Origin of the sequence: Mesorhizobium xinjiangense (assembly GCF_009749525.1) — a bacterium.
Classification (GTDB): Bacteria; Pseudomonadota; Alphaproteobacteria; order Rhizobiales; family Rhizobiaceae; genus Mangrovimarina; species Mangrovimarina xinjiangensis.
On the sequence record NZ_WOAC01000003.1, the window covers coordinates 102583 to 126272 of the forward strand.

27 protein-coding genes and 1 pseudogene are annotated in these 23690 nt (G+C 63.5%); 17 read left to right on the forward strand and 11 right to left on the reverse strand.

Features of this window, described 5'->3' with window-relative positions:
• Nucleotides 1–9 precede the first annotated feature (9 nt).
• Nucleotides 10–954 (forward strand): cytochrome c, encoded by a 945-nt coding sequence (locus tag GM909_RS04690; RefSeq protein WP_157015052.1) that lies wholly within the window; start codon nucleotides 10–12, stop codon nucleotides 952–954.
• On the opposite strand, the gene GM909_RS04695 is transcribed toward GM909_RS04690, so the two are convergent.
• Together GM909_RS04695 and msrB are read right to left on the reverse strand one after the other, a co-directional pair.
• Complete coding sequence (locus GM909_RS04695) at nucleotides 944–3088, reverse strand: S9 family peptidase (protein ID WP_157015053.1); 2145 nt, start codon at nucleotides 3086–3088, stop codon at nucleotides 944–946. The genes GM909_RS04690 and GM909_RS04695 overlap by 11 nt on opposite strands.
• Before the next feature lie 104 nt (nucleotides 3089–3192).
• Nucleotides 3193–3612, reverse strand: coding sequence for a peptide-methionine (R)-S-oxide reductase MsrB (gene msrB / locus GM909_RS04700; protein WP_235911652.1), 420 nt, complete (start codon nucleotides 3610–3612; stop codon nucleotides 3193–3195).
• A 205-nt stretch (nucleotides 3613–3817) separates the two neighbouring features.
• Between msrB and GM909_RS04705 the strand changes: the two genes are divergently transcribed.
• From GM909_RS04705 to GM909_RS04740, 8 genes are all read left to right on the forward strand, one after another.
• Nucleotides 3818–6190 (forward strand): putative monovalent cation/H+ antiporter subunit A, encoded by a 2373-nt coding sequence (locus GM909_RS04705; protein ID WP_157015055.1) that lies wholly within the window; start codon nucleotides 3818–3820, stop codon nucleotides 6188–6190.
• Nucleotide 6191: 1 nt separating this feature from the next.
• On the forward strand, nucleotides 6192–6611 hold the full coding sequence (locus tag GM909_RS04710; RefSeq protein ID WP_157015056.1) for a Na+/H+ antiporter subunit B: 420 nt from the start codon (nucleotides 6192–6194) through the stop codon (nucleotides 6609–6611).
• The gene (locus tag GM909_RS04715; protein WP_157015057.1) at nucleotides 6611–6988 is read left to right on the forward strand and encodes a Na+/H+ antiporter subunit C; all 378 of its coding nucleotides are present in this window, start codon (nucleotides 6611–6613) and stop codon (nucleotides 6986–6988) included. Before GM909_RS04710 ends, GM909_RS04715 begins: the two co-directional genes overlap by 1 nt.
• Before the next feature lie 8 nt (nucleotides 6989–6996).
• Nucleotides 6997–8574, forward strand: coding sequence for a Na+/H+ antiporter subunit D (locus GM909_RS04720; protein WP_157015058.1), 1578 nt, complete (start codon nucleotides 6997–6999; stop codon nucleotides 8572–8574).
• Complete coding sequence (locus tag GM909_RS04725) at nucleotides 8574–9047, forward strand: Na+/H+ antiporter subunit E (RefSeq protein WP_157015059.1); 474 nt, start codon at nucleotides 8574–8576, stop codon at nucleotides 9045–9047. Before GM909_RS04720 ends, GM909_RS04725 begins: the two co-directional genes overlap by 1 nt.
• Nucleotides 9044–9370, forward strand: a complete 327-nt coding sequence (locus GM909_RS04730) for a cation:proton antiporter (RefSeq protein ID WP_157015060.1) — start codon at nucleotides 9044–9046, stop codon at nucleotides 9368–9370. Before GM909_RS04725 ends, GM909_RS04730 begins: the two co-directional genes overlap by 4 nt.
• Nucleotides 9370–9717 carry a monovalent cation/H(+) antiporter subunit G gene (mnhG, locus tag GM909_RS04735; RefSeq protein ID WP_407941250.1) on the forward strand — a complete coding sequence of 116 codons (348 nt, stop codon included), beginning with the start codon at nucleotides 9370–9372 and terminating at the stop codon, nucleotides 9715–9717. Before GM909_RS04730 ends, mnhG begins: the two co-directional genes overlap by 1 nt.
• A 291-nt stretch (nucleotides 9718–10008) precedes the next feature.
• A complete protein-coding gene (locus GM909_RS04740; protein ID WP_157015062.1) occupies nucleotides 10009–10431 on the forward strand; it encodes a MucR family transcriptional regulator in 423 nt (140 codons plus the stop codon).
• 51 nt (nucleotides 10432–10482) lie between these two features.
• Here the strand turns inward: GM909_RS04740 and GM909_RS04745 are convergent, their stop codons facing one another.
• The gene (locus GM909_RS04745; RefSeq protein WP_235911667.1) at nucleotides 10483–10704 is read right to left on the reverse strand and encodes a hypothetical protein; all 222 of its coding nucleotides are present in this window, start codon (nucleotides 10702–10704) and stop codon (nucleotides 10483–10485) included.
• Between the two features lie 447 nt (nucleotides 10705–11151).
• Between GM909_RS04745 and GM909_RS04750 the strand changes: the two genes are divergently transcribed.
• Nucleotides 11152–11442 (forward strand): helix-turn-helix domain-containing protein, encoded by a 291-nt coding sequence (locus GM909_RS04750; protein WP_157015063.1) that lies wholly within the window; start codon nucleotides 11152–11154, stop codon nucleotides 11440–11442.
• A 235-nt stretch (nucleotides 11443–11677) separates the two neighbouring features.
• Nucleotides 11678–12246 (forward strand): annotated as a pseudogene (locus tag GM909_RS04755) (DUF6456 domain-containing protein).
• Between the two features lie 115 nt (nucleotides 12247–12361).
• Here GM909_RS04755 and GM909_RS04760 read toward each other — a convergent pair.
• Nucleotides 12362–12796: a SufE family protein gene (locus tag GM909_RS04760; protein ID WP_157015064.1), complete on the reverse strand. Its 435-nt coding sequence runs from the start codon at nucleotides 12794–12796 to the stop codon at nucleotides 12362–12364.
• 148 nt (nucleotides 12797–12944) lie between these two features.
• A complete protein-coding gene (locus GM909_RS04765; RefSeq protein ID WP_157015065.1) occupies nucleotides 12945–13328 on the reverse strand; it encodes a DUF5330 domain-containing protein in 384 nt (127 codons plus the stop codon).
• A 68-nt stretch (nucleotides 13329–13396) separates the two neighbouring features.
• On the opposite strand from GM909_RS04765, the gene GM909_RS04770 reads away from it, so the two are divergent.
• The 4 genes from GM909_RS04770 (at nucleotide 13397) to GM909_RS04785 (ending at nucleotide 16740) form a co-directional block, all read left to right on the forward strand.
• A complete protein-coding gene (locus GM909_RS04770; RefSeq protein WP_157015066.1) occupies nucleotides 13397–13609 on the forward strand; it encodes a hypothetical protein in 213 nt (70 codons plus the stop codon).
• A gap of 159 nt (nucleotides 13610–13768) precedes the next feature.
• On the forward strand, nucleotides 13769–15559 hold the full coding sequence (locus GM909_RS04775; protein WP_157015067.1) for a sensor histidine kinase: 1791 nt from the start codon (nucleotides 13769–13771) through the stop codon (nucleotides 15557–15559).
• Nucleotides 15534–16379, forward strand: a complete 846-nt coding sequence (locus GM909_RS04780) for a peptidoglycan-binding domain-containing protein (protein WP_157015068.1) — start codon at nucleotides 15534–15536, stop codon at nucleotides 16377–16379. Before GM909_RS04775 ends, GM909_RS04780 begins: the two co-directional genes overlap by 26 nt.
• Nucleotides 16380–16398: 19 nt before the next feature.
• Nucleotides 16399–16740, forward strand: coding sequence for a DUF1491 family protein (locus GM909_RS04785; protein ID WP_157015069.1), 342 nt, complete (start codon nucleotides 16399–16401; stop codon nucleotides 16738–16740).
• A 9-nt stretch (nucleotides 16741–16749) separates the two neighbouring features.
• Here GM909_RS04785 and GM909_RS04790 read toward each other — a convergent pair whose 3' ends face one another.
• Complete coding sequence (locus GM909_RS04790; protein ID WP_198174131.1) at nucleotides 16750–17667, reverse strand: DUF2336 domain-containing protein; 918 nt, start codon at nucleotides 17665–17667, stop codon at nucleotides 16750–16752.
• Between the two features lie 126 nt (nucleotides 17668–17793).
• Nucleotides 17794–17967, reverse strand: coding sequence for a hypothetical protein (locus GM909_RS04795; protein ID WP_157015071.1), 174 nt, complete (start codon nucleotides 17965–17967; stop codon nucleotides 17794–17796).
• A 17-nt stretch (nucleotides 17968–17984) separates the two neighbouring features.
• On the opposite strand from GM909_RS04795, the gene GM909_RS04800 reads away from it, so the two are divergent.
• Nucleotides 17985–18173 carry a hypothetical protein gene (locus GM909_RS04800; RefSeq protein WP_157015072.1) on the forward strand — a complete coding sequence of 63 codons (189 nt, stop codon included), beginning with the start codon at nucleotides 17985–17987 and terminating at the stop codon, nucleotides 18171–18173.
• Between the two features lie 83 nt (nucleotides 18174–18256).
• Here the strand turns inward: GM909_RS04800 and GM909_RS04805 are convergent, their stop codons facing one another.
• The 4 genes from GM909_RS04805 to GM909_RS04820 all read right to left on the reverse strand — a co-directional run bounded on the left by GM909_RS04805 (nucleotide 18257) and on the right by GM909_RS04820 (nucleotide 22885).
• The gene (locus tag GM909_RS04805; RefSeq protein WP_157015073.1) at nucleotides 18257–18799 is read right to left on the reverse strand and encodes a DUF1254 domain-containing protein; all 543 of its coding nucleotides are present in this window, start codon (nucleotides 18797–18799) and stop codon (nucleotides 18257–18259) included.
• A gap of 4 nt (nucleotides 18800–18803) precedes the next feature.
• Nucleotides 18804–19418 carry a DUF1214 domain-containing protein gene (locus GM909_RS04810; RefSeq protein WP_157015074.1) on the reverse strand — a complete coding sequence of 205 codons (615 nt, stop codon included), beginning with the start codon at nucleotides 19416–19418 and terminating at the stop codon, nucleotides 18804–18806.
• Between the two features lie 102 nt (nucleotides 19419–19520).
• On the reverse strand, nucleotides 19521–21671 hold the full coding sequence (locus GM909_RS04815; RefSeq protein WP_157015075.1) for a transglycosylase domain-containing protein: 2151 nt from the start codon (nucleotides 21669–21671) through the stop codon (nucleotides 19521–19523).
• 227 nt (nucleotides 21672–21898) lie between these two features.
• Nucleotides 21899–22885 carry a LysR family transcriptional regulator gene (locus tag GM909_RS04820; protein ID WP_157015076.1) on the reverse strand — a complete coding sequence of 329 codons (987 nt, stop codon included), beginning with the start codon at nucleotides 22883–22885 and terminating at the stop codon, nucleotides 21899–21901.
• A 125-nt stretch (nucleotides 22886–23010) separates the two neighbouring features.
• Between GM909_RS04820 and GM909_RS04825 the strand changes: the two genes are divergently transcribed.
• Entirely contained in the window at nucleotides 23011–23619 is a 609-nt protein-coding gene (locus tag GM909_RS04825; protein ID WP_157015077.1) for an NAD(P)-dependent oxidoreductase, read from the forward strand.
• Nucleotides 23620–23690: the final 71 nt, after the last annotated feature.

Here is a 23690-nt window from a genome sequence, read left to right on the forward strand (position 1 = left end):
GATTCGCTCATGCTACGCACGCTCGCCGCCGCCCTGGGAATCATAATGATCCTCGGCGGGGCGACGCTCTGGCTCCTCACGGCACCGCGCTCTCTCGATGCCGCGGTGCTGGCCGAAGCGCCGGATGGCGATGCGGCGCGCGGCGAGCGCGTATTCTGGACAGCCGGCTGCACCTCCTGTCATGCCAGGCCGAGAGCCGAGGGCGAGGCGGTGCTGGAACTGGCCGGCGGGCTGGAACTGAAGACGGCCTTCGGGACGTTCGTCGCGCCCAACATCTCCCAGCATGAGCGCGACGGCATCGGCGGCTGGAGTTTTGCCGACTTTGCCAATTCCATGCTGCGCGGCGTGTCGCCCGGAGGCAGTCATCTCTATCCCGCCTTCCCCTATGCCTCTTATGCGCGCATGGACCTGTCGGACGTGGCCGATCTCTATGCTTTCATGCGCACCCTGCCGGCGGTCGAGGGCCGCCCGGGCGGGCACAGCCTGGACTTTCCCTACAATATCCGCCGCGGCATCGGCGTGTGGAAATTATTGAACCTCCACCCGGAGCCGGTCGTCGCTCTGGCCGACGACGCGCCCGAGGCCGTGCGTCGCGGCCGCTATCTCGTGGAGGGGCCCGGCCATTGCGGCGAGTGCCACACGCCGCGCAACCGGCTGGGCGGCTCGATCCTGGCGCAATGGCTGGCTGGTGCCGTGGCCGCGGAAGGCGACGGGATCGTGCCCAACATCACCGGCGGCGAGGGCGGCATTGCCGACTGGTCGCACAACGACATCGCCTATTACCTCGAAAGCGGCTTTACGCCGGACTTCGATTCGGTCGGTGGCGCGATGGTGGCGGTGCAGAAGAACACCGCACGCCTGCCGGCAGAGGATCTGGCGGCGATCGCGGCCTATCTGAAGGCCGCGCCGCCGCATCCCAATGGCTATCCGGCGCGCCGGCCGGCTACGCAGTAGCGGCCATTTCCTCGCCGGGCGAACGCAATTTCGCACCGGCGAGGGCGGCCACCTTGATGGCGAAAGCATAGGAATAGGCGACCTCTTCGAGCCGCGAGAAGCGTCCCGACGCGCCGGCATGGCCCGCCGACATGTTGATCTTGAACAGGACGGGATGATCGCCGGCCTTGTGGTCGCGCAGCTTGGCGACCCATTTGGCGGGTTCCCAATAGGTCACGCGCGGATCGGTGAGCCCCGCCACGGCGAGGATCGGCGGATAGGCGAGCGCGGCGACATTGTCATAGGGCGAATAGGCCGCGATCGTTTCGTAATCCGACTTCGACTCGATCGGGTTGCCCCATTCCGGCCATTCGGGCGGGGTGAGCGGCAAAGAGGCGTCGAGCATCGTCGTGAGAACGTCGACGAACGGCACCTCGGCGATGATGCCGCCGAACGCTTCCGGAGCCATATTGGCCACGGCCCCCATGAGCATGCCGCCGGCCGATCCGCCCTGGGCGACGATGCGGTCGTGGCTGGTGAACTTTTCGGCGGCCAGGTGGCGCGCCACGGCGATGAAGTCGAGGAAGGTGTTCTGCTTGTGCTCGCGCTTGCCGTCATCGTACCAGGCATAGCCCTTGTCCTTGCCGCCGCGAATATGGGCGATCGCATAGACGAAGCCCCGGTCGGCCAACGACAGAATGTTGGTGTTGAAGGAGGCCGGGATGGAAATCCCGTAGGACCCGTAACCATAGAGCAGGCAGGGCGCTGAACCGTCGAGCACCGTGTCGCGATGATGGATGAGCGAAACGGGAACCAGTTCGCCGTCATGCGAGGGCACCATGAGCCGGCGCGTGACATAGTGCTCGGGATCGTGGCCCGACGGGACTTCCTGAGTCTTCAAGAGCGTGCGTTCGCGCGTGCGCATGTCGTAGTCGAAGACCTGTGCCGGCGTGGTCATCGAGGAATAGCTGAAGCGGAAGACGTCGGTGTCGAATTCGAGCGCGCCGCCGAGGCCCAGCGAATAGGCCTCTTCGTCGAAGAAGATGGCGTGCTCCTCACCGCTCGCCCGATCGCGCACGACGATGCGCGGCAGGCCATCCCTGCGTTCCAGGCGCACCAGAAAGTCCTTGAAGGCCATGATGGAGAGGATCAGCCGGCCGGGCTCGTGCGCGATCAACTCGGACCAGTTCTCCGGTCGCGGGTCGCCGGCCAGCGCCTTCATCACCTTGAAGTCCTTGGCGCCACCTTCATTGGTCAGGATGAAGAAGACATCGCCGCCATCTTCGAGATCATATTGCAGTCCCGTTTCACGCGGCCGCACGATCTTCGGCTCGGCCTGCGGATCGGCGGCCGGGATGAGGTGATATTCGGACGTCTCGTGGTCGTGGATCGCAACATAGATCCAGTTGTCGGTGCGGCTGCCGCCGACATCCATGAAGAAGCCGGCGTCCTTTTCCTCGAAAACCAACCGGTCGTCGGCCGGGTCGCTGGCCAGTCGGTGGTAGAAGATTTTCGAGGGGCGGTGATTGGCATCGAGCCGGGTATAGAAAAAGCCTTCATTGGCCGCATCCCATGCGCCGCCGCCGCCCGTGTCGGCGATCACCTCGCTGCGGTCGGCGCCACTGTCGAGATCGCGGATCTTGAGGCTGTAGAATTCCGAGCCCTTGTCGTCATAGGCCCAAAGCAGCTTGGTGTGATCGCTCGAATGGTCCGTTCCGCCGAGACGGAAATAGTCCTTGCCGTCGGCTTCGGCGTCGCCGTCGAGAATGATCTGCCGGTCGCCGCCCTCGCGCGGCGTGCGGAAATAGCGCGGCTGCTCGCCGCCCTTCTTGAACGAGGCACCGTAGGCGTAGGGCCCGTCCTTCATCGGCACGGAGGAATCGTCCTCCTTGATGCGGCCCTTCATCTCCGCAAACAGCGCCTTTTGCAGTGCGTCCGTGTCGGCCATCATCGCCGCCTGATAGGCGTTCTCGGCCTCCAGATGCGTCCTGATGTCGGCCGCCAGAACTTGCGGATCGCGGAACACGTCCTGCCAATTGTCGGCGCGCAGCCAGGCGTAGTCGTCGCGCCGCTCGATGCCGTGATGTGTGTCGGTGACGGGCCGCTCTTGCGGATGCGGGGCGGCTTTCTCGGGAAAGGAAAACGTCTTCGTCATGGGCTGAAAAGGTCCTGATAGGCTTGGAGACGGGCAATGGCGTGAGGCGCGAAGGTGGAGGCGGGCCGGGCGGCAGAATATCTGCCCGCCCGGCAAACCTGTTCTCAGTCGTTCGTCTTGTCTTTTTCGAAATCGAGCGCCGTGCCGTTCATGCAGTAGCGCAGGCCCGTCGGTTGCGGACCGTCGGGAAAGACGTGGCCCAGATGCGCATCGCAATCCGCACAGCGGGCTTCCGTGCGCGTCATGCCGAGGGATTGGTCCCGATGCTCGCTGACGGCTTCAGCGTTGACGGGCGAATGAAAGCTCGGCCATCCCGTACCCGAATCATATTTTGTCTCGGAGCGGAAAAGCGGCCGCCCGCAACTCACGCAGCGATACAGTCCATCTTCCTTGTTGTCCCAGTAGGGGCCGGTAAAGGCGCGCTCCGTACCGTGTTGTCGCGTCACCTGGTACTGTTGCGGCGTCAACTGCTCCTGCCATTCCTTATCGGTCTTTGAAACCTTCAATCCGGGGCTCGTCGTCACGGCTGGTCTCCTTCGCATGTTCGCGTCGTTCATCGGCAATGTAGTGATCCGGCGTCAATCTTGCAGCCTCCGTCAACGGCAAAGAAATACACAAGAACCTGCGCATAAATGACGCGCCCTGCCGCATTTCCTTGCTCATGGATCGGCGAGCCGCTATGTCACCCCAGCTATATAATCAAACAATGGGTGGAATCAGGACGGCCGGATGGCGGACGCTTCGCAGTCACTGACCTTTCTTGTACTTTTCTTGCCGTTTCTGGCCGCTGCCGTCGCTCCTTTTCTGACACGGCTATTCCAGCACAATGCCGCCTGGCTGCTGGCCCTGGTGCCGGCCTTCATCTTCGTCCATTTCTGCGGATATTTGCCGGCGGTGGCCGATGGCGCGGCCGTGCAGGGCGGATATTCCTGGATCCCGGCGTTCGACGCGAATTTTTCCTGGTATCTCGACGGCCTGTCGCTGACCTTCGCGCTGCTCATTTCCGGCATCGGAACGCTGATCGTCCTCTATTCCGGGGGATATCTGAAGGACCACCCCCATCAGGGCCGGTTCTTCTCCTTCATCCTCATGTTCATGGGCGCCATGCAGGGGCTTGTGGTCTCCGATTCGTTCCTGATGCTGTTCGTGTTCTGGGAACTGACCTCGATCACCTCGTTCCTGCTTATCGGCTTCGATCATGCGCGCGAGGCGTCGCGGCGCGCGGCACTGCAGGCGCTGGTGGTCACCGGCGGCGGCGGCCTGGCGCTGCTGGCCGGGCTGGTGCTGATCTGGCACGTGACCGGCGCCACCGAGCTTTCGCAGCTTCTGGCCTCGCAGGACGTTTTGCGCGCGAGCCCTTTTTACCTGGGCGCGCTCCTGCTCGTCCTCGGCGGCGCGTTCACCAAGTCGGCCCAGTTTCCGTTCCATTTCTGGCTGCCAAACGCCATGGAAGCGCCGACGCCGGTTTCGGCCTATCTGCATTCGGCGACCATGGTGAAGGCCGGCGTCTATCTGGTCATGCGGCTGAACCCGGTGATGGGCGGGACCACAGCCTGGGAGACGATCCTGCCGGTCTTCGGCGGCACCACCTTGATCGTCGGCACATTGCTGGCGGTGCGCAAAACCGATCTCAAGCAAATGCTGGCCTATACGACGGTCGCGTCGCTGGGCCTTCTCGTGATGCTGACGGGCTTCGGCTCGGACAAGGCCGTGGAAGCCGCCGTACTCTATCTGGTGGCCCACTCCATGTTCAAGGGCGCGCTGTTCATGGTCGCCGGCCTGATCGACCACGAAAGCGGTTCGCGCGACATCACCGAGCTCGGCGGCTTGCGGCGGGCCATGCCGATCACCTTTGTGGCGGCGCTGCTTTCGGCGGCGTCGATGGGCGGCATCACGCCCTTTTTCGGCTTCCTGGCCAAGGAAGAGATCTATGCCGCGCTCGGATTTGCCGGGACGTGGAATTCGATCTTCACCATCGTGGCAATCGTCGGAAACGGACTGATGTTCGCGATCGGCTTTGCCGTGGCGCTGATCCCGTTCATCGGAGAAAAGGTTGAAACGCCAAAACATGCGCATGAAGGGCCGGTGCTCTTGTGGCTTGGCCCGGCAGTGCTTTCGCTGACGGCTCTCGTTGCGGCGCTCGCCTCATCGCTTTCGCATCACTACGTCTCGAGCCCCATGGCGAGCGCGGTCGCCGGCAGCGAGGTCCACGTCCATATCGGCGTCGTTCCGCATCTCGGCCTTCCCTTCACCCTGTCGCTCGTCACGATCGCGGTGGGTGTCGGCGCCTATCTCTTCCTGGCACGGGGAAGGGCGGCGATGGCCCGGTTTCTGGAGGCGATCGGATGGGGGCCGGACCGGGGTTTCGATCAGGCGATGCGCAGCCTCGTTCGGGTATCGGGCGGCGTCACCCGGGTCGTGCAGTGCGGCCGCATGGAAGTCTACATGACGGTGACCTTCATCGCCCTGGCCGCGGCCATTTTCGCGCCGATGGCGATTTACGGCGAATGGCCATCCCGACCGACCTTCCCGGTGCTGCCCTTCTACGAATGGGCCGTGTTCGCCATCGCGGTCATCGGGCTCGGCGCCGTCGTCTATGCCCAGGACCGGCTGACCGCGATCGTCTCGCTCGGCATTCAGGGTTTCGCCGTGGCGCTCCTGTTCATGCTGCTCGGCGCGCCGGATCTTTCCTTCACCCAGTTCATGGTCGAGACCTTGTCCGTGGTCATCCTGGCGCTTGCCATGACGCGGCTGCGCCTGACGCCGAGCGACCATCGCCCGACCGGGGAGATGCTGCTTGACGCGTCGGTCGCCGGCGCCTGCGGTCTCGGCCTGACGCTGCTGCTCCTGCGCGTCATCCAGGTGCCCTTCGACAGCACATTGTCCGATTTCTTCGACGAATATGCCTATGTGATCGCGCATGGCCGCAACATCGTGAACGTCATTATCGTCGATTTCCGCGGGCTGGACACGCTGGGCGAGATCGCCGTGGTGATGGTTGCCGGCCTGGCGATCCTGGCGCTGATCCGCATCAAGGCGCCCAAGCAGGCCGTGGCGAAGACGAAGAAGGCAGAGATGCACGCAGAGACGGTGGAGGGCTGAGATGCGCACGGTCATTTTCAGGACTGCGGCGCCTTATCTTGCCAGCCTGATGGTGCTGTTTTCCATTTTCGTCCTGCTGCGCGGGCATAATGAGCCGGGTGGAGGTTTCATCGGCGGACTTATCGCCGCCTCAGCGATTGCCATCTACGGCATCGCCTGCGGGGTCGCCTCGGTGCGCCGCGCGCTCTATTTCCATCCGATGGCGATTTCCGGCTTCGGCCTTCTGTTGGCAGCGCTTTCGGGCGTATTGTCCGTGTTTTTCGGCGTGCCCTTCCTGACCGGCCTGTGGGCGACGCCGCACCTGTTCGGCGTCGAACTGGACCTATCGACGGTGATGTTCTTCGATATCGGCGTCTATTTCGTCGTCGTCGGAGCGATCACCTCGATCGGCCTGGCACTTGAAGAGAGGGAGCGCGGCTGATGGAAAGCGCTCTGAGTGTACTGGTCGGACTGTTTTTCGCCGTTTCGATCTACATGATGCTGTCCAAGCACACGATCCGTATCGTGCTCGGCGTCACCATTTTCGGCAATGCGGTCAATCTGACGATCTTCACCGCCGGACGGGTGCTGCGGGAAGTGCCGCCCATCATACCCGAGGACGTGGTGACGCCGCAGACGCTCGTCGCCAATCCGCTGCCGCAGGCGCTGATCCTGACGGCGATCGTGATTTCGTTTTCCTTCTTCTGCTTTCTGCTGGTTCTCGCCTACCGCGCTTATCAGGAACTCGGCACGGACGACACCGACGAGATGCGCGTGGCCGAGCCGAAGGGCGAAGGCCTGCCGCCGCTGGGATATTGAGGACGACGATGGCCGCCACCGAGAGCATGAACAGCATCGATACCAGCGCCGCAATGATTGCCGGGCCGACGCAGCTTGCCGATTGGCTCGTGCTCATGCCGGTGGTCATACCGATCGTGGCCGGGGCCGTGCTCCTGATGGCGCGCCATGAGGTGCGCCTGCATGCGATGATCGCAATCGGTGCCCTCGGGCTCGCATTCGCCGGGGCCGCAGGACTGCTCTACCGGGTCGTCACGGAAGGGACGCTCGTCATGACCATGGGGCGCTGGGTGCCGCCCTTCGGCATCTCCTTCAGTGCCGACGCGCTGGGCGCGACCTTCGCCACGGCGGCGACCTTCGTGGCGCTCGCCGGGGCGATCTTCGCCATCCGCGACATCGACGCAACCGGTCGGCGCTATGGATTCTACCCGTTCCTCCTGTTGATGATGGCGGGCGTCAACGGCGCCTTTCTGACCGGGGACATCTTCAATCTCTATGTATGGTTCGAGGTCTTCGTCATAGCCTCGTTCGGCCTGCTGATCCTGGGCTCGGAACAGCGCCAGCTCGACGGCGCGACGAAATATGCCATTTTGAACCTCGTCGCCACGACGATTTTCCTGGTTACGACGGGGATGCTCTACGGCACGTTCGGGACGCTGAACATGGCCGATATCGCGCGCAAGGCGCCGCAATTGCGCGAAAGCGGGCCGCTGATGACCATCGCTGCGCTTTATCTGCTTGCCTTCGGCATGAAGGCCGCAGCCTTTCCGCTCAATTTCTGGCTGCCCGCATCCTACCACACACCACGCATCGTCACCTCGGCCCTGTTCGGCGGACTTTTGACGAAGGTCGGCATCTATGCGCTGCTGCGGGTCTTCCTGACGCTGATGCCGGTCGAGCGTGGCGTGTTGTCCGAACTCATCGCGTGGCTGGCGGCGGCCACCATGATCCTGGGCATCATGGGCGCGCTGTCACAATCCGATGTCAGGCGTATCGCCGGCTTCGTCGTCATCTCCGGCATCGGCGTCATGCTGGCAGGACTGGCGCTGGGAAGTCCTGTCGGTGTCGCCGGGACGGTCCTCTACGCCGTTCATTCGATCCTGGTCATGACGGCGCTCTATTTGCTGGCCGGTCTGATGCACGAGGCGGGCGGCAGCTACTCGCTGCACGAGGTTTCGGGCCTTTACCGAAGCAATCCGTTCCTGGCGGCGATCGCGCTGGCTGTCGTGCTGGCCGCCTCGGGCCTGCCGCCGCTTTCCGGATTGTGGCCGAAGGTCATGCTCGTCAAGGCTTCCGTAGACGGCGGGGCGTGGTGGCTGGCATTCGCCATTCTTTTGAGCGGATTCCTGACCACGATCGCCCTCGGACGCGTCTTCATTCTGGCCTTCTGGCGCAATTCGCCGACAGCCGGGGACGACAGCGCCGATTTCGGTGGCGCCGGCAAGGCGCGTCCGGGCGGGTACATGGTCCTGGGCATGCTCGCCCTGCCGATGATCGCCATCGGGGTCTATCCCGATCCCTTCATGCAACTGGCCGATGTGGCCGCGGCCGGTCTGCTCGACCCGTCCGGCTATATACAGGCTGTGTTTCCGGGAGGCGGCGGCTGATGATCCTGCATCTGAACAACATACTGCTCGCCATTGCCTGGGTCGCCATCACGGGCAATGCATCATTGTCCAACCTCCTGTTCGGATTCCTGCTCGGCGCCGTGGCCCTCTACCTGATCCGCGAACAAGTCGGGACGCTGGGCTATTTCACCCGGGCGCGCCGCGTGATCGCGCTCGGCCTGTTGTTCATCTACGAACTCGTCCTTTCGGCATGGCGTGTCGCAGTGCTGGTCGTGCAGCCGCGCATGGATCTCAAGCCAGGTATTTTCGCCTACCCGCTCAAGGTCGACCGCGATTTCGAGATAACGCTGCTTGCCAATCTCATCACGCTGACGCCGGGAACCCTGTCGGTCGACGTCTCCGACGACAGAAAGGTGCTCTACGTCCACGCGCTGGACTGCTCCGACCCCGACCAGACCCGCCTTGACATCGCCGAGGGATTCGAGCGCAAGATATTGGAGGCTTTCCGATGATCACGAGCATCGATTTTCTGCAGGCGGCGGTGAATTTCGCTCTGGTTCTGGTCAGCATGTCGTTCCTGGTCACGGTCTATCGCGTCATCAAGGGTCCGACGCTGCCCGACCGGATCGTCGGCCTGGACATGCTGGTGGCCAGCGCGATCGGCTTTATTGCCATAATCGGCATCAAGACCGGCTATACGCTTTATGTCGACATCGCCATCGCTCTGGGTCTTGTCGGCTTTCTCGCGACTGTCGCCTTCGCGCGGTTCGTGATGAGCCGACGCGCATCCGAAACCGAGATCGCCTATGGGCGGAAGCCGGAGAGCCAGCCATGATGGCGGATCTGCAGAACATCATCGCCGGCCTGCTGATCGTCATCGGGGCCGCCTTCACGCTGGTCGCCTCCGTTGGGCTGTTGCGGCTGCCCGACATTTATACACGTACCCATGCCGCCTCCAAGGCCGGCACGCTGGGGTCGGGCGTGGCGCTTATCGCGCTTGCGGTTCTAACCGACGATGCCGCGACCGTGTCGCGGGCACTGGCCGGCGTTGTCTTCTTCCTCCTTACTGCTCCCATTTCGGCGCATCTCCTGGCCCGCGCCGCCTATGCGGCCGGCTATGAGATGTGGGAAGGCTCCGTGCACGACGACATGAAGTCCGCCCCGCCGCCACTTGAAGAGTGAAACGTCCTCGATTGTCTGCAACACCGCGGCGCGAGCAGTTCCAAGGCGGGAATAGTTGGCGTGGAATGATACTTGGCGTTGCAACTATATTCGGCGCTGGACGTTGTTGATCGCTCCTATTGGTGCCTCTTATTCCCGTCGACTTAAATAATATTTTGCCTTGAATTCTAGAATATATGATCTAGATGATAGTCACGCGATTCGAACAAGGCGTGATCTTGCGTATCGTGAATGGAGCGGCACTCAGAATGCCGCAGTAGATTTGATCATTGAAATGGGGCCCAGAGTAAGATGGATATAACGAACCACGATGCGTCAAACGGCGATATGCTCATGGAGCTTACTGCCGATGTTGTCGCTGCTTACGTCAGCAACAATCCAGTTCCCGCAGCCGAACTGCCAAATCTTATCGCCGATATTCACGCTGCGCTCGGTCGCGTCGGCACCACCGGCGAGCCTGCGCAGGCCGAGAAGCAGAAACCGGCCGTGAATCCGAAGAAGTCGATCCACGACGATTTTCTGATTTGCCTCGAGGACGGGAAGAAGTTCAAATCGCTGAAGCGACACCTCATGACACATTATGGGCTGACGCCGGAACAGTATCGCGAGAAGTGGGGCCTCGATCCCAACTATCCGATGGTTGCGCCGAATTATGCGGCGGCGCGGTCGCAACTGGCGAAGAAGATGGGGCTTGGCCGCAAGCGCGCAAGCTGAATCGCCGGCACCATTCGAATTCAAGATGCGGCGCCTTCTGGCGCCGCTTGTTTATTTGCGCCGTGAATGCCGCATCAAGCCGTCGTGTGAATTCGGCTCGGGGGCGCCTTTGATGAGATCGAGCGCCTGCTTGAGGGCGATGTGCCGGTTGAGGTCATAGCTCCAATGCTGTCTGACGCCCTTGAGGCGCTCGCGTTCGATCGCCCGTTCAAGCCGCAATTGAGCAAGAGCCCTTTCGCGCCCTTTCAGCATCTGCGCATCACCAAGTTCCATGCCGCAGCTTAGAAAATAGGCTGCGCGCTCCTGCACACTCTCCCTCGCGCCATTTTTCCTCGACGAATTCTCGCGCCTCCAAGGCCAGGCCAGACATGTTTCGCTCCGTGACAGTTGGCGTTCGTCTCCACTGTCGCGGCACGCCGGCGCGCGGGGATAAAATGGTGCCTGTGCCTGGTGGGATTTTTCAGAGAATGGCGCATTTTCAAATGCTTGAAAGGAATTGATTACGATAGTGGTTGCTAATTTGTTCACACGTCCCTCTTGCGTCGATATAAGAAGATATTCCTATAACGCGAGAGAGGTAATGCCGTGCAAGCTTTCAGTGTCTGTCTGCCGGAAATAACCGACCGTCCGCTGAAAGGCACGTCACCGCCACCTGCCGACGCCACGCCACGCAGGATCAGCCAACGCCGTTCGGAGCAGCATATCGAGATATGCGAATGCATGATCGATATCGTCGCCGCTCTGTTTAATGTCTCCAGCAAGGAGTTGCGCCGCGCTGGCAAGACGGCGACGGCGGTATCGCGTGTGCGCCAGATCGCCATGTATGTGTGTCATGTGAGCCTGGAACTCACCATGACCGACATCGGCAGCGGCTTCGGCCGCGACCGCACCACCGTAATGCATGCTTGTCACTTGATCGAAGACATGCGCGACGATGCGGAATTCGACGGCATTGTGGGGCTGACCGAGCGGATCGCCGTGGCGGCACTGCGCCGGGGAGACGCGGCCTGACATGATCAAGCAGCAGAACGAGCAGAACGACAAGCATACGCAACGTATTCTTGCCTATCTTACACACGGCAGGGCCGCCCTGCTGCGTGACGGGGCGGACATTGTGCTGCAGACCAGCGGGCACAAGCCTTTGCGCATCAGCGCGGCGCGACTGCGCGACATGGCGCTGCGCGGGCTTGTCGTGTGCAGCGGACAATCGGTCGAACTGACCGGTACGGGCAAGGCGGCGCGCGGGATGGGCCAAGCGCGGCCGGAGGCGCAGGGCCATATCGAGCAGGTCATCATCGAAACGGCGAGCGGGCCACAACGGGTTGCGCGCAACAGCGCCGAATCGCCGCTCGCGCTCCTGTATCGCCGCAAGGGCCGCGACGGCCGCAGCCTGTTGTCGGCGCGCGAGTTCGATGCCGGCGAAAGGTTGCGCGGCACTACACGCGGGCGATGATCATGCCGCGCCTCGGCGCCAATTGGGAAAGCGCGGTGTCTTCGGGCAAGCGCCGGGCGGGGAGCGGAGGGGCGGTCGAGTTGACCGACATGGCGCTTGCCGCGCGGATGCGTGTCGAAAAGGCGCTCGACGCCGTCGGTCCCGAACTGAGCGGTGTACTGATCGACGTGTGCTGCTTCCTCAAGGGGCTCGAACGGGTGGAGGCCGAGCGCTCATGGCCGGCCCGCTCGGCCAAGATCGTTCTCAAGACCGCATTGGCCGCACTTGCCCGTCACTACTTTCCGCCGGCGGGCGGTCGCGACGCCCGGGCGAGGATACTGCACTGGGGCGCGGAGGATTTCCGGCCCGAACTGCCGCGTTGAACGGGATGGCTGGATCTGTTCATTGCTTCACGGAATCGATGAACCGATCCAACCTTTGGATTTGACGCAATTGCGGACGGAGAAGCGGTCTACACTTGGCCTGGAATTGCTCCAGTCAGGAGGCCGGCTGGGGCGCAAGCGCCAGTTCCGCCTCCTGGCGGATGCGGCGCGCCATCGCGCGCAGGCCGTTGGCGCGCTGCGGGGTGAGATGTTCGTCGAGACCGAGCAGCTTGAAGGTATCCTCCGCATTGGTGCCGGCGATTTCGCTTGCCTTGCGGTCGGAATAGAGCGCCAGCATGATCGCCACCAAGCCCTTGACGATATGGGCGTCGGAATCGCCGCGGAAATGGAGCAGCGGGTCCTCGCCCTGTGCGCGCTCGGTGATGAGCCAGACCTGGCTGGCGCAGCCCTTGACGCGGTGCACGTCGGTCATTTCGGTTTCCGCCAACGGCTCGAGATCCCGCCCGAGCTCGATGACATAGCGGTAGCGGTCCTCCCAATCGTCGAGGAAGGAGAAATCGTCGATTATCGCGGCGAGTTTGTCGTTCATGCTTCGATCCTATCCCTCGCCATATAGTGAGGGAAGAGGCCGACGTCACGGAAAATCAGGCAAAATCCGATGCCGCCGGAGCTGTCGTCCGGCAATCGCCCGTGCCGGCGGGAACGAAAATGGGCCTTTCGATCGATCCGCTTGCAGATTATTGCCCGGCGGTCACATTCGGCTCCGCTGCGACGGTGCCGGTCTTGATGCTGTCGTCGGGTTTTGCGAGCGGCACCGTCTCGTCGAGGGGCCGTTCCGGTTCGGCATCCTTGTCGGCTGCCGTGTCATCGAGCATTTCCATCGCGATGCGCGCGGTTTCGCGCGCGCGAATGCCGATCGTATGAATGGCGGCACGGCCGGCTTCGCACACGCCCGGTTTTCGCTCGCAGATCTGGGACAAGTCGGCAAGGGCTTCGCGCGCCGCGCCAAAAGCCTGCAGCGGGCCGATCGTCTGGCCGTCCGAATCCGTTCCCCCCAGACCGAAGGGCAGCAGAAGCAGCACCAGAGATAGCCAGAACGCGGTCTTGATGAGAAACCTCATAGTCTCCTTCCTGTCCTGATCCGCTCAGTCGGAAGGGCGTTCCACCGCTCTCTCCGATGATGACGGACATGTCTGTAGGCCGGGTTGAAAGCCGGCTGCAGCTTTTCATCAAATTCAAAACAAATCGGAAAGAAGTCGCCTATGCGGCATTTGAATCGAATACCCATCGCGGTGGTGACCGCCTGTCGAGCATCCAACTTGCTGTTTTCGGGAAAAAAGCGCCGGCCGGGGGCGGTGGAAGGCGCGCCGCGGCAATGCCGTGCGTCGATACAGCTCGTTAACCATGACGAAAACCAATGTCCCGGATTGGCGTCATTTCGATTGTCTGGCGCCGTTCAATGCCGTTCGGCCGACCGCGGCTTATTCATTCATTAAAGGGTGAGTGAGAGGTTTGGGCCAAACCAAGATCCGCCCGACGGGCCGACAGTGAGTGCGTATCCTTGAGTGAAGTTCCGACCAATACAGGCGCTTGGGCAAACAGCCTGTCGCAATTGTGCGATCGGCTCGTTCATCCATCAGTCGATGATGTCCGCACGCGCGCGCGGCAGGGGCGTTTCGTCGGCGTGGCGCTCGGCGCGCCGCTTTTTCTTTCGGCCGTGCTCGCGCCGCTCCTGGCGCCCGCAATGGGGGCGGCCGTCGCTGCATCCGCCATCTGCGCAAGCTTCGCGCTGGCCTGGGCGCTGGCCATATTGGTGGCGGTGACGGGTGACAGCCGCGCTGCCGAATGGGTCGGCGCCACGCTCATGGTTTTGGTGACGACGCTCGTGGTCATGCTGGCCGGCGGGTTGGCCTCGCCGCTTTCGGCCCTGCTGGCCGCCCTGGCGATCGAGCCCTGGCAGGTCGCGCGCAGCCGCCGCGCCATGGTCGCCGGGGCGGCGATGGCCGGCTTGGCGGGGGCGCAGGTGATCGTGCTTCCCGCGACGGGATGGTTCGCAGCCCAGGACGCCCCAATGGCCTGGCACTGGCTTGTTCCGGCGGCCTATTTCGTCGTGCTCGGCCTGCGCCAGGCGGCCGGCCATGACGAGCGCGCCGTTGCGGCGGGCGAACCCGAAGCGCCGCTTCAGGAGAGGCTGAATGCGGTGACGCTGCGCGTTTCGCGAAACGGCGAAGTCCTCAGTGTGACCTCCCAGGCGCGGCAGCTTCTCGGCATCGAGCCGGAATTCATGCTGGAGAACGCGTTCTTCGAGCGCATCCACGTCACCGACCGCGTGGCCTGGCTGTCGGCGCTCGCCGATGCGCGCGAGGCCAAGCCGGTCAAGGAATTCGAGTTGCGCCTGCGCATTGCGGCCGAGAAAAACGAAATCGTCTTTGCACCCTTCATGGCCGAATTGCCGCAACGTGTGGCGGCTGAGCCGGAATTCGAGGTGGTTCTGCGCAGGGCGGACGAACTGGCCGGGCTGCGGCGGCAGTTGAACCAGATGAGGGAGGAAAAGGAGGCGCAGCATATCGACGGCCGCCACGTCCTCGCCAGTGTCAGTCACGAAATGCGCACGCCGCTCAATTCCATCATCGGATTTTCCGATATGCTGCTGCAAGGGACGAAAGGCCCGCTCGGCAACGCAACGCAGCGCGAATATGTCGAGCTTGTCAGGGAATCGGGCGAGCATCTGTTGTCTCTGGTCGATGCGATCCTTGATATGGGGCGGCTGGAAGCCGGCACTTTCCCCGTTGAGACATTGCGTTTTTCCCCCCGCCAGACGATCGAAACGGGCATGGCCCTCATGACTCCCGCGCTTGAGGAGAAGCGCATCAGGCTCGCATGCGAGATTGACGATGCGATGGACGAGATCTGTGCCGACAGACGCGCTCTTCAGCAGATCGTCGTCAACCTGTTGTCGAACGCGGTGAAATTTACGCCGCAAGGCGGTGAAATCACTGTTGGCGCGCGCAAGCGTGGTGCGCGGGTCGAATTGTGGGTGAGCGACAATGGCATCGGCATTGCCGGACCCGACCTGGAACGGGTCGGCAAACCGTTCGTCAGGGTCGTCAACGACCAGAACCGCCATTGCGAGGGAACGGGCCTCGGCCTTGCCCTGGTGAAGGGCCTGGTCGAGATGCAGAAGGGCTCGATGGCGATTGAGAGCGCGCCGGGCCTCGGCACGACGGTGACGATCGGCCTGCCGCTTGCGGATGAAGCCGCAGAGACGGCCGCCAATCAGGCCGAAATCATTGAAATTGCACGCACTAACCGAAGGGGACAGCCTGATGCGCAACTCCGCAAGATCGCGTAGACCATCGCGCGAGGCAAGCGGCCTGACGAGCCAGGCGCTGACGATTGCCGGACATGCGATTGCGCGCAATCCGCTGATCGTCGGCAGCACGACCGGATTCCTGATCATCCTGTTCTATGTGTCGGCGAATGCGATGTGGTATCAGCCGCATCGGCATATGGGCGCGTTCCTGTCGACACGTGCCGCGCCGCCCCGCCCCATCATCGAGCGGCCGGCCGAGCCCGCCGTGCCGCCCCGGGCGGCACCCGCACCCGAGCCGCGCCCCGAAGCGATGGCGCCGCAAGGCGTTTCCACCGAATCGGTCGCTTCGGTATCGCGGCCCCAGCCCATTGAGGAGACCGCGGCGCAGGGCCGGGTGGCGACCGTCCAGCGCCAGTTGAAGGCGCTCGGTCTCTATCCGGGCGAGGTCGACGGTCTGATCGGTCCGCAAACGCACAAGGCGGTGGAGGATTACCAGAAGGGCGCGGGGCTGGAGGTGACGGGCACCATCGACGAGGCGCTGGTCGCCCAACTGTCCAAGGGGACCCCCACCGCAATCGCCGACGACCCGGTGCCGACGCCTGCGCCGCGTGTCGCCGCGCTCGAGCAGGCGGACGAGAGGGCTGAGACGGCGTCTGTTGTCCCCGATCGCACGGTGGTGAAGGTCCAGGCGGGATTGCGTTCTTTCGGCAATGACGGGATCGAGATCGACGGGGTGGTTGGCGACAGGACGGCGGTCGCAATCAGAGAATTCCAGTCCCTGTTCGGCTTGCCGGTGACCGGCAAGGTGGACGCCGACCTGCTTTCGAAAATGGATGAAATCGGCCTGATCGACGGATAGGGTCGGAGGTGGACAGCCCATGCGTGTAACCTCCGATCTCTTTGTCGCCTCGCTGACGCGGCGTGTCTTCGCCGAGGGTGGATATGCCGCGGTGTTGCGGCGCGGCGCGCGCGAGGCCGGCGCCGTGTTTGTCATTGCGCGGGGACGCGACGGCACCGCGACGCTGCTCGGCCCGGCCGCTCAGACCGACTATGACGCGGCAAAGCCGTCGGAGCGTCTGTTCAGCCAGGTCGTGGAATGCCAGGGCGACGACGGGCCGATCGATGAGCGGCTGCAGCTTGAAGAACGCTTCGACCCCGATTTCTGGGTCGTGGAGATCGAGCCTGCCGGGCGGACCGAGGACCTCATCACGATCCGCTGAGCTCTGGATTCAGGCCTGGCGGCGCAGTGTCACGACTTTTGAACCGCCTCGGTGGCGAGGGGACATGGGCGCGGGCTCGGCGTTGCGGTAGCGGTGCACGAAATCCGGCACCGTGCGAACATCCGAGAAGTGCTCCGGAAAGGCGGAACAGGCGATCAGCAGCGCCTTGTCTTCCGAAATGGTGAGCGATTTCATGGCGGCGATGACGTCGTCGATCGTTGCCGAGCCGAAGAGCCGACCCGGCGAATGCGCGCCCGATGCGGCCTGGCCTGCCGGTCCAAGACGGGATGCCATGACCCGGCTGATCCTGTCGAGCTCGTCCTGCGGGTCGCCCAATGCGAGGTAGGCAGTCGGGTCTGAGCCGGCGACATTGTCGGACGCCTGCATCATCGACCTCAACTGGTCGCGGATCGCATCGGCCCGCGACGGCTTCGCCGCGGAGGCTTTCTCCGCGGCTGATTGTGCAGGCGTGGTATCCGATTCGACCGCCACGCCGGTGCCTGCAACGGGTTCCGACGCCTCCAGGGCCCTGACGAGGCTGGCGATGGTCGGGTTGAGCCTATCTCTGCGGGCGATCGCGCGGGCATGGCCGAGGCCGTGGCGGGCGATGACGGCGAGTAGGTCGAGGTCGCCGAGGAGCGGCGAGCACTTGAGGAGCGGAGCGGCGACGTCCAGCCGGTCGTTGGCGAGCTTCACGACGAGATCGGATGGCGCGTCGGCGAGGCCGGAGAGGGCTGCCGCGACATAGCGCCGTGCGTCGGGGGAAGCACGGTCAAAAAGCGGCAGGACGAGTTGCGAGAGCTGGCGTGCATCGCGTTTCGTCGGCCGTGTCAGCGAGCAGAATGCGGTCGTGGCGGCACGCAGCAGCCTGTCGCTCCTGCCTTGTTCGCCGCGTCGGGCGATATGCCTGAAATCTTCCGAGAACACGCTGGCTACACACGACACTGTTTTCAAACGCCAAGGCGGAGGCTGCGGCCCGCGCCGCCGTCACCGCTTGGCGCAAGGTCGCATGCAAGCGTTAGCAAGCTGTTAACCGCGCCCCGGAAAGCCTTGTTAACCATCGCTTTTCTTCACGCTGAGGTTCGGTGTGTCGAAATCGACCGCGATGGCCGGGACTGTGCGATAGGTCACAGCGCGCAAAGCCGAATTGCCGTAGTAACGTAGCGTTAACTGTTTGCTGGGCAAAACGTCAGGCGACGAGTTGTATGCGTGCTTGAGCGTGCCCACGAGGACCTGCGAAAGCCATGACGAACATCGTCCCCTTTGTGCGCAAGACCTCCGCCACCCGCAGTGCGCCTGCCGGCCCGGCCGCAATCATCATGTTTCCGGGCGTGCGCTACGAGCGCATCCCTTCCTCGCAGGACGACGGGCAGAAGAAGCAGGTGGGCAAGGCGGGTGGCCGGTCACCTCGCTCCAACGGCTCCAAGCGTTAGAACATGTTCCAACATATTGATCTGGCGCGCATATCTTTGCTTCAAACGTTTCCGTTTGAAGCGAACGCGCGCTAGCGGCAGGTTCACTGCGGCGTGCAGCGAAGCGATCCAAGAAATCTGTCGATGATCGCGGCATAGGAATCGTCGGGCCGGAAGCCGCGCACGACGGCGATGCCAAGCGGATCCTCGACCTCGACCAGGATCGACTGCTCGTAGGCCGGCGGCAGATCCTGACGCAATGCGATCATCTGAGCCGGCGAAGCGAGCAGGAGATCGATGTCGCGGCTGATGGTGATGCGGTCGTTGAACGAATAGATGTTTTGACCCCAGCGATTGTAGACCGATACCGACCAGAAGGGGGCGCCGTCGCTCGCCATGATATGCACCGGACCTGCGGCCAGATCGAAGCGGCAGGCGGCCGAGCGAAACAGCGGGTCGTTGTCCCGGATCGCTACGCCTCCCGACGGGCGCTCGATGGCGACCGTCTGCAGCGGCGCACCGAGCGCCGAAAGGCGCGACCAGGCATCGCGTTCCGAATAGAGCGGCAGCAGGAACAGCACCGTGACATGGACGATGACGACGCCCAACAGGGCCAGGATCAGGCAGTGGACGGTCCGGATTGCCATGCGCCTACATCATGCCGTCTTGTCTGTCCGCCGGCGGCGCCGACGGGCCCTGGCCGCGGCACCCCAGGCGGGTGACTTCCGGCAGGCTGATGCGGGCCCTTGATGCCCGCCCGGCGACCGGCGTGTCGTAAAGGGTGAGGACGAGCGTCATTTCGCGCAAATTGCCGGTGCGCAGCCAGTTGCCGGGCATCGGCGTGGGGGCGGCGGTAATCTCGACGCCGTTGTCATCCCGGTGGATGATGGCCATCGAATGCAGCCCGGGCGAGGCGTGGCGTGAGGCGTCGGCCGACCTGACATGCAGCGTCCACAACCGTGCCAGGGGCACGGTGCCTTCGAGGCGGTAGGTGCATCGTCCGCTCAGTCGAATGCCGGTGCTGTCGCGGTCGGCGTAGAAGGCGAGGCCTTCGGCAGGGCCGAGCGGGAGCACGGCATCGCGGGCGATTGCGGCCTTGGAATAGGGATCGGCTTCGGCCGAGCCGAGCTCGGGATAGGCGGTCCACACACCGGTGCGCAGCGCGGCCGGCCCGGTCATCTGGCCAAGCGCATACCACACGCTTGCGCCGCCGCCTGCGATTGCAAAGGTCAGCACGCCGAGCGCCATTGCCGCCGTCTTCAGCATGCCGCTCTCACGCCTGCCTGCCGTGACGCCGGATGGCAGCGGTATCGGGGCAATCTGTGCGGGGGTGGTCTCAGCATGGCGATGCGGCACGCAGCGAAACGGTCAAAGGGCCGACAGTGTGTCGGTCTTCGTGGCCGCCTGCAATGGAGGCGCTTCACGAAAGAGGTCCGACATTCCGCGCAGAAGCCGGACGGTTTCCGGCGAGGGCGTCGCCGGGCGTATCTGCGCGGTGGCACCCTCATCGCCTTCTCCGGTGGCCGATGCGACCGCGCCCTTGCGGCTGTCGTCGACGAAGGGATGATCGATCCCGGGTATCGGCTTCAACTCGACATTCTGATGGACATAGGTCATGAGCCGTTTCCAGGTCATGGCGGGCAGCGAGCCGCCCGTCATGTTGCGGGTCGGGGTGGAGTCGTCGTTGCCGAGCCATACCGCACCCGTATAGTTGCCGGTGAAACCGACATACCAGGCGTCCTTGTAGGCCTGGGTCGTGCCGGTCTTGCCGGCGCTGCGGATGCCGTCGAGCGCCGCACGGCGCCCGGTGCCGACTTCGGGGATGCGCACCATGATGGAGTTCATCGCCGTTACCGCCTGTTCGGAAAGAACGCGCCGGGGCGGCGGCGCGTCGTGCCGCCAGTCATAGACGATCTCGCCGGACGGGGTGCGCAACTGGGCGATCGCGTGGCGCGTCCCGGCATAACCGCCATTGGCGAAGACATTGAAGCCGGTCGCCTGGTCGAGAACGGTCAGGCTGGACGTTCCCAGCACCATGGTCTTGTCGGAAAAGACAGGCGATTCGACACCCATCGCCTCGGTGAGCGCCTTGATGGGCTTGATCGTGAGATGTTCCTTGGCGAGGCGGACCGGCACCGTGTTGATCGAGCGGATGAGGGCGGTCGCCAGCGTCAAGCGGCCGGAATAGCCGCGCGAATAATTCTTCGGCGACCAGCGGCCCCAATAGATTGGCGCATCGGAGATCACCGAGTCGGGCGTGAACCCGTGCTCCATGGCGGTAGCGTAGACATAGGGCTTGAAGGACGACCCGACCTGGCGGCGGGCCCGGGTGGCGCGGTTGTACTGGCTGGCGCCATAGTCCCTGCCGCCGACGACGGCGCGCACGGCACCGTCGTTCGCCATGAGGACGATGGCCCCCTGCGTGACCCCGTAGTCCTTGCCGAACTGGCGCAGGTGGAATTCGAGTGCCTCCTCGGCCGCCTCCTGCATGTCGAGGTCGATCGTGGTGCGGGCGATGAGGGCGTGACCCTTTATGCGCGCGGCAAGACGCTTGACCTCGTCGAACGCCCAGTCGAGGAAATAGTCTGGATGCTTCTGGTCCTCGCGGTCGACGACGGCGGCCGGGTGGCGGCGCGCCGCGACGACCTGGCCGTCGGTCATGAAGCCGGCCTGGACGAGATTGGTCAGCACCTCGTTGGCGCGGGCGCGTGCCGCCGGCAGATCGATGTGCGGCGCGTAGCGCGTCGGCGCCTTGAAGAGCCCGGCCAGCATGGCCGCCTCGGCCAGGTTCAGGTCCCTGACATTCTTGTCGAAGTAAAAATCGGCTGCCGCCGAGATGCCGTGCGTGCCGCCGCCCATATAGGCGCGGTCCAGATAGAGCTGCAGGATCTCCTCCTTGGACAGGTTCGTTTCCAGCCACAGGGCCAGGAAAGCCTCCTTGATCTTGCGCTCATAGGTGCGCTCGTTGCTCAGAAAGATGTTCTTGGCCAGTTGCTGAGTGATCGTGGAGCCGCCCTGGACGACGGAATTGGCCCTGACATTCTCCGTCATGGCGCGGGCGAGGCCCATGAAATCGATGCCGAAATGGTCGAAGAAGCGGCGATCCTCGGTCGCCAGCACGGCCTTGACCACGTGGTCGGGCAACTCGTCGACGGGAACGGAGTCGCGCTGGATGAGGCCGCGCTGGCCGATCTCGTTGCCATACCGGTCGAGAAAGGTGACGGCGAAATCGTCCTGCGCGCGCCAGTTGCCGGCCGTCTCCTCGAAGGCGGGCATGGCCAGCGCCAGCATGACGAGCGCACCGGCGGCTCCGAGCGTCATGCCTTCGCTGAAAAGTTCGACAATGGCGCGCCGCCAGCCATAGACGCGAAAGCGGCGACAAAAGATCGTCACCGTCTCCCAGAACCGGCCGGCCCTGGATGCCGCCTCGTAGAGCGTTGTATCGAACCACGCATCGAATTCGAGAAGGCGTGTCGCCCTGGGCGCCCTGGATTTGCGTGGCTCGAAGGGGTGTTCCATCGGAACGACGTCCCGCACTCGTGAAACATTCGCGCGCACCAACAATTGCGCGCACGCCAAATCGCCGCCCCCCAGGCGAGCTTCTTTTGTCGCCGATTTCGCGTGAGCGAACAAGGAGATTCGCAGATGAGACAACCCTAATGCGAAACAGCGTAAATCTGAAGAAAGCCAGCTGGCACAACCGGAGAAGCCGGATTGGCAAGCCTGCCCGACGCAGCGGAAGCTTGCTACGAACCTGCAGTGCCATCGCTTTGAATGTTTGAGACGGCCTTGCTGCTTTCCCGCAAGCATCCGCCGGTCCCATCGGCCGCGGTGGTCCGTGCCCGTTCCTGCCGCTTGAGGATTTCGATGAACAGCCTGACCTTGGCGGGCCGGAATCGGGTGGCGGGATAGATGGAATGGATGCCGCCGGTCGGCAACGTCCAGTCGGGCAGGAGATGAACCAGGCGTCCCGCAGCGATGTCGCCTGCGACCCGGAAATCCGGAAACACAGAGACCGCCGCACCGGCGAGAACGCAGGCATATGCGGCCGGCGTCTTGTCGGCTGAAATTGATGAGCGTGCCTCAATGATCAACTTTTCAGATTTGCCGCGCGAGAACTGCCAGCGCAGAGGCGCTTTCAGGGCATTGTTGGCGACCCATGGCAGGGCCTCGACCGCCTTTGGATCAAGGCGCAACGGCAAGTGTCGCGCCAGCGCGGGCGAGCCGACAAGAAACTGTTGGAACGTGCCGAGCCTTTGCGCCGGGTAGCTGGAGTCGGTTGGCCAACCGACGCGGATCGCGACGTCGAGCGACTTCTCCGAGAAATCGAAGACGTTGTCGTCAAAGGTCACGTCAACCCGCATGTGGGGGTAGCGCTGCATGAAGAGTGCGATGGCGGGACCAACCGCCATCGCACCATAGTCGATTGGAGCGGAGATGGCGAGCGTGCCCGTCGGGATGGCAGCGCTGCTGGAGATGTCGGCGAAGGCCGATCCGGCATCCCGCAGGATCACAGCACAACGATCGTAGAACAATCGTCCGGTTTCGGTCGACTGAACGCGCCGGGTCGTCCGCGCCAGGAGCGTTACACCGAGTTCTTCCTCGAGCTTCTTGACCTGGTGGCTGACGACGGCCTTGGCAACCCCCAGCCGATCGCCCGCGGCCGTGAACGACCCGGTTTCAACCACGGCCGCGAAGAAGGGCAGACGGTTGAGGTTCAGAAGTTCCGTCACGGCGATTGTCCGATCAGTTGATACATATTGTATGATTGTTGATCATTTTTCGATCGGCGACAACTTGCTATTGTTTCTTGCGGGGAGGATGCAACCTTGGAAGCAATGCAGAGGCAGACCGTCCCATGAAAATCGCTCTCATTGGCGCCACCGGCAATGTCGGCTCGCGCATCCTCGCCGAACTTGTCAGCCGCGGTCACGAGGTCACGGCCATCGTGCGCCATCCCGAAAAGGTCCCAAACGGCGCCGGAGTGACTGCGAAGAAGGGCGACGTGTACGACAAGGACGGGCTCGCCGCCCTGCTCAAGGGCCACGATGCGGTAATCAGCAGCGTGCATTTCACTGCCAGCGATCCGAAGACGCTGGTCGAGGCCGTCCGCGACTCCGGCGTGAAGCGTTATCTGGTCGTCGGCGGCGCCGGCAGCCTGGAGGTTGCGCCGGGCGTGACGTTGGTCTCGACGCCGGATTTCCCGCCCGAATACAAGGCCGAGGCGACGAAAGGGGGAGAGTTCCTCAACATGCTTCACGGTGAAGGGGAAATCGACTGGACGTTCCTGTCGCCATCGGCGGCGTTTGTGCCGGGCGAGCGCACTGGTAAATTCCGCCTCGGCGGTGACCAACTCCTGACCACCAACAAGGGCAGCAGCATTTCCTTCGAGGACTACGCGATCGCCCTGGTCGACGAGCTGGAGAAGCCCGCGCACAGCCGCCAGCGCTTCACCGTGGGCTACTGAAGTTCGCAACGCATACTGGTACTGGTTTCTCGCACTGCTTCTCTGCGCCTCACGGCAAACAGCAAACGGGG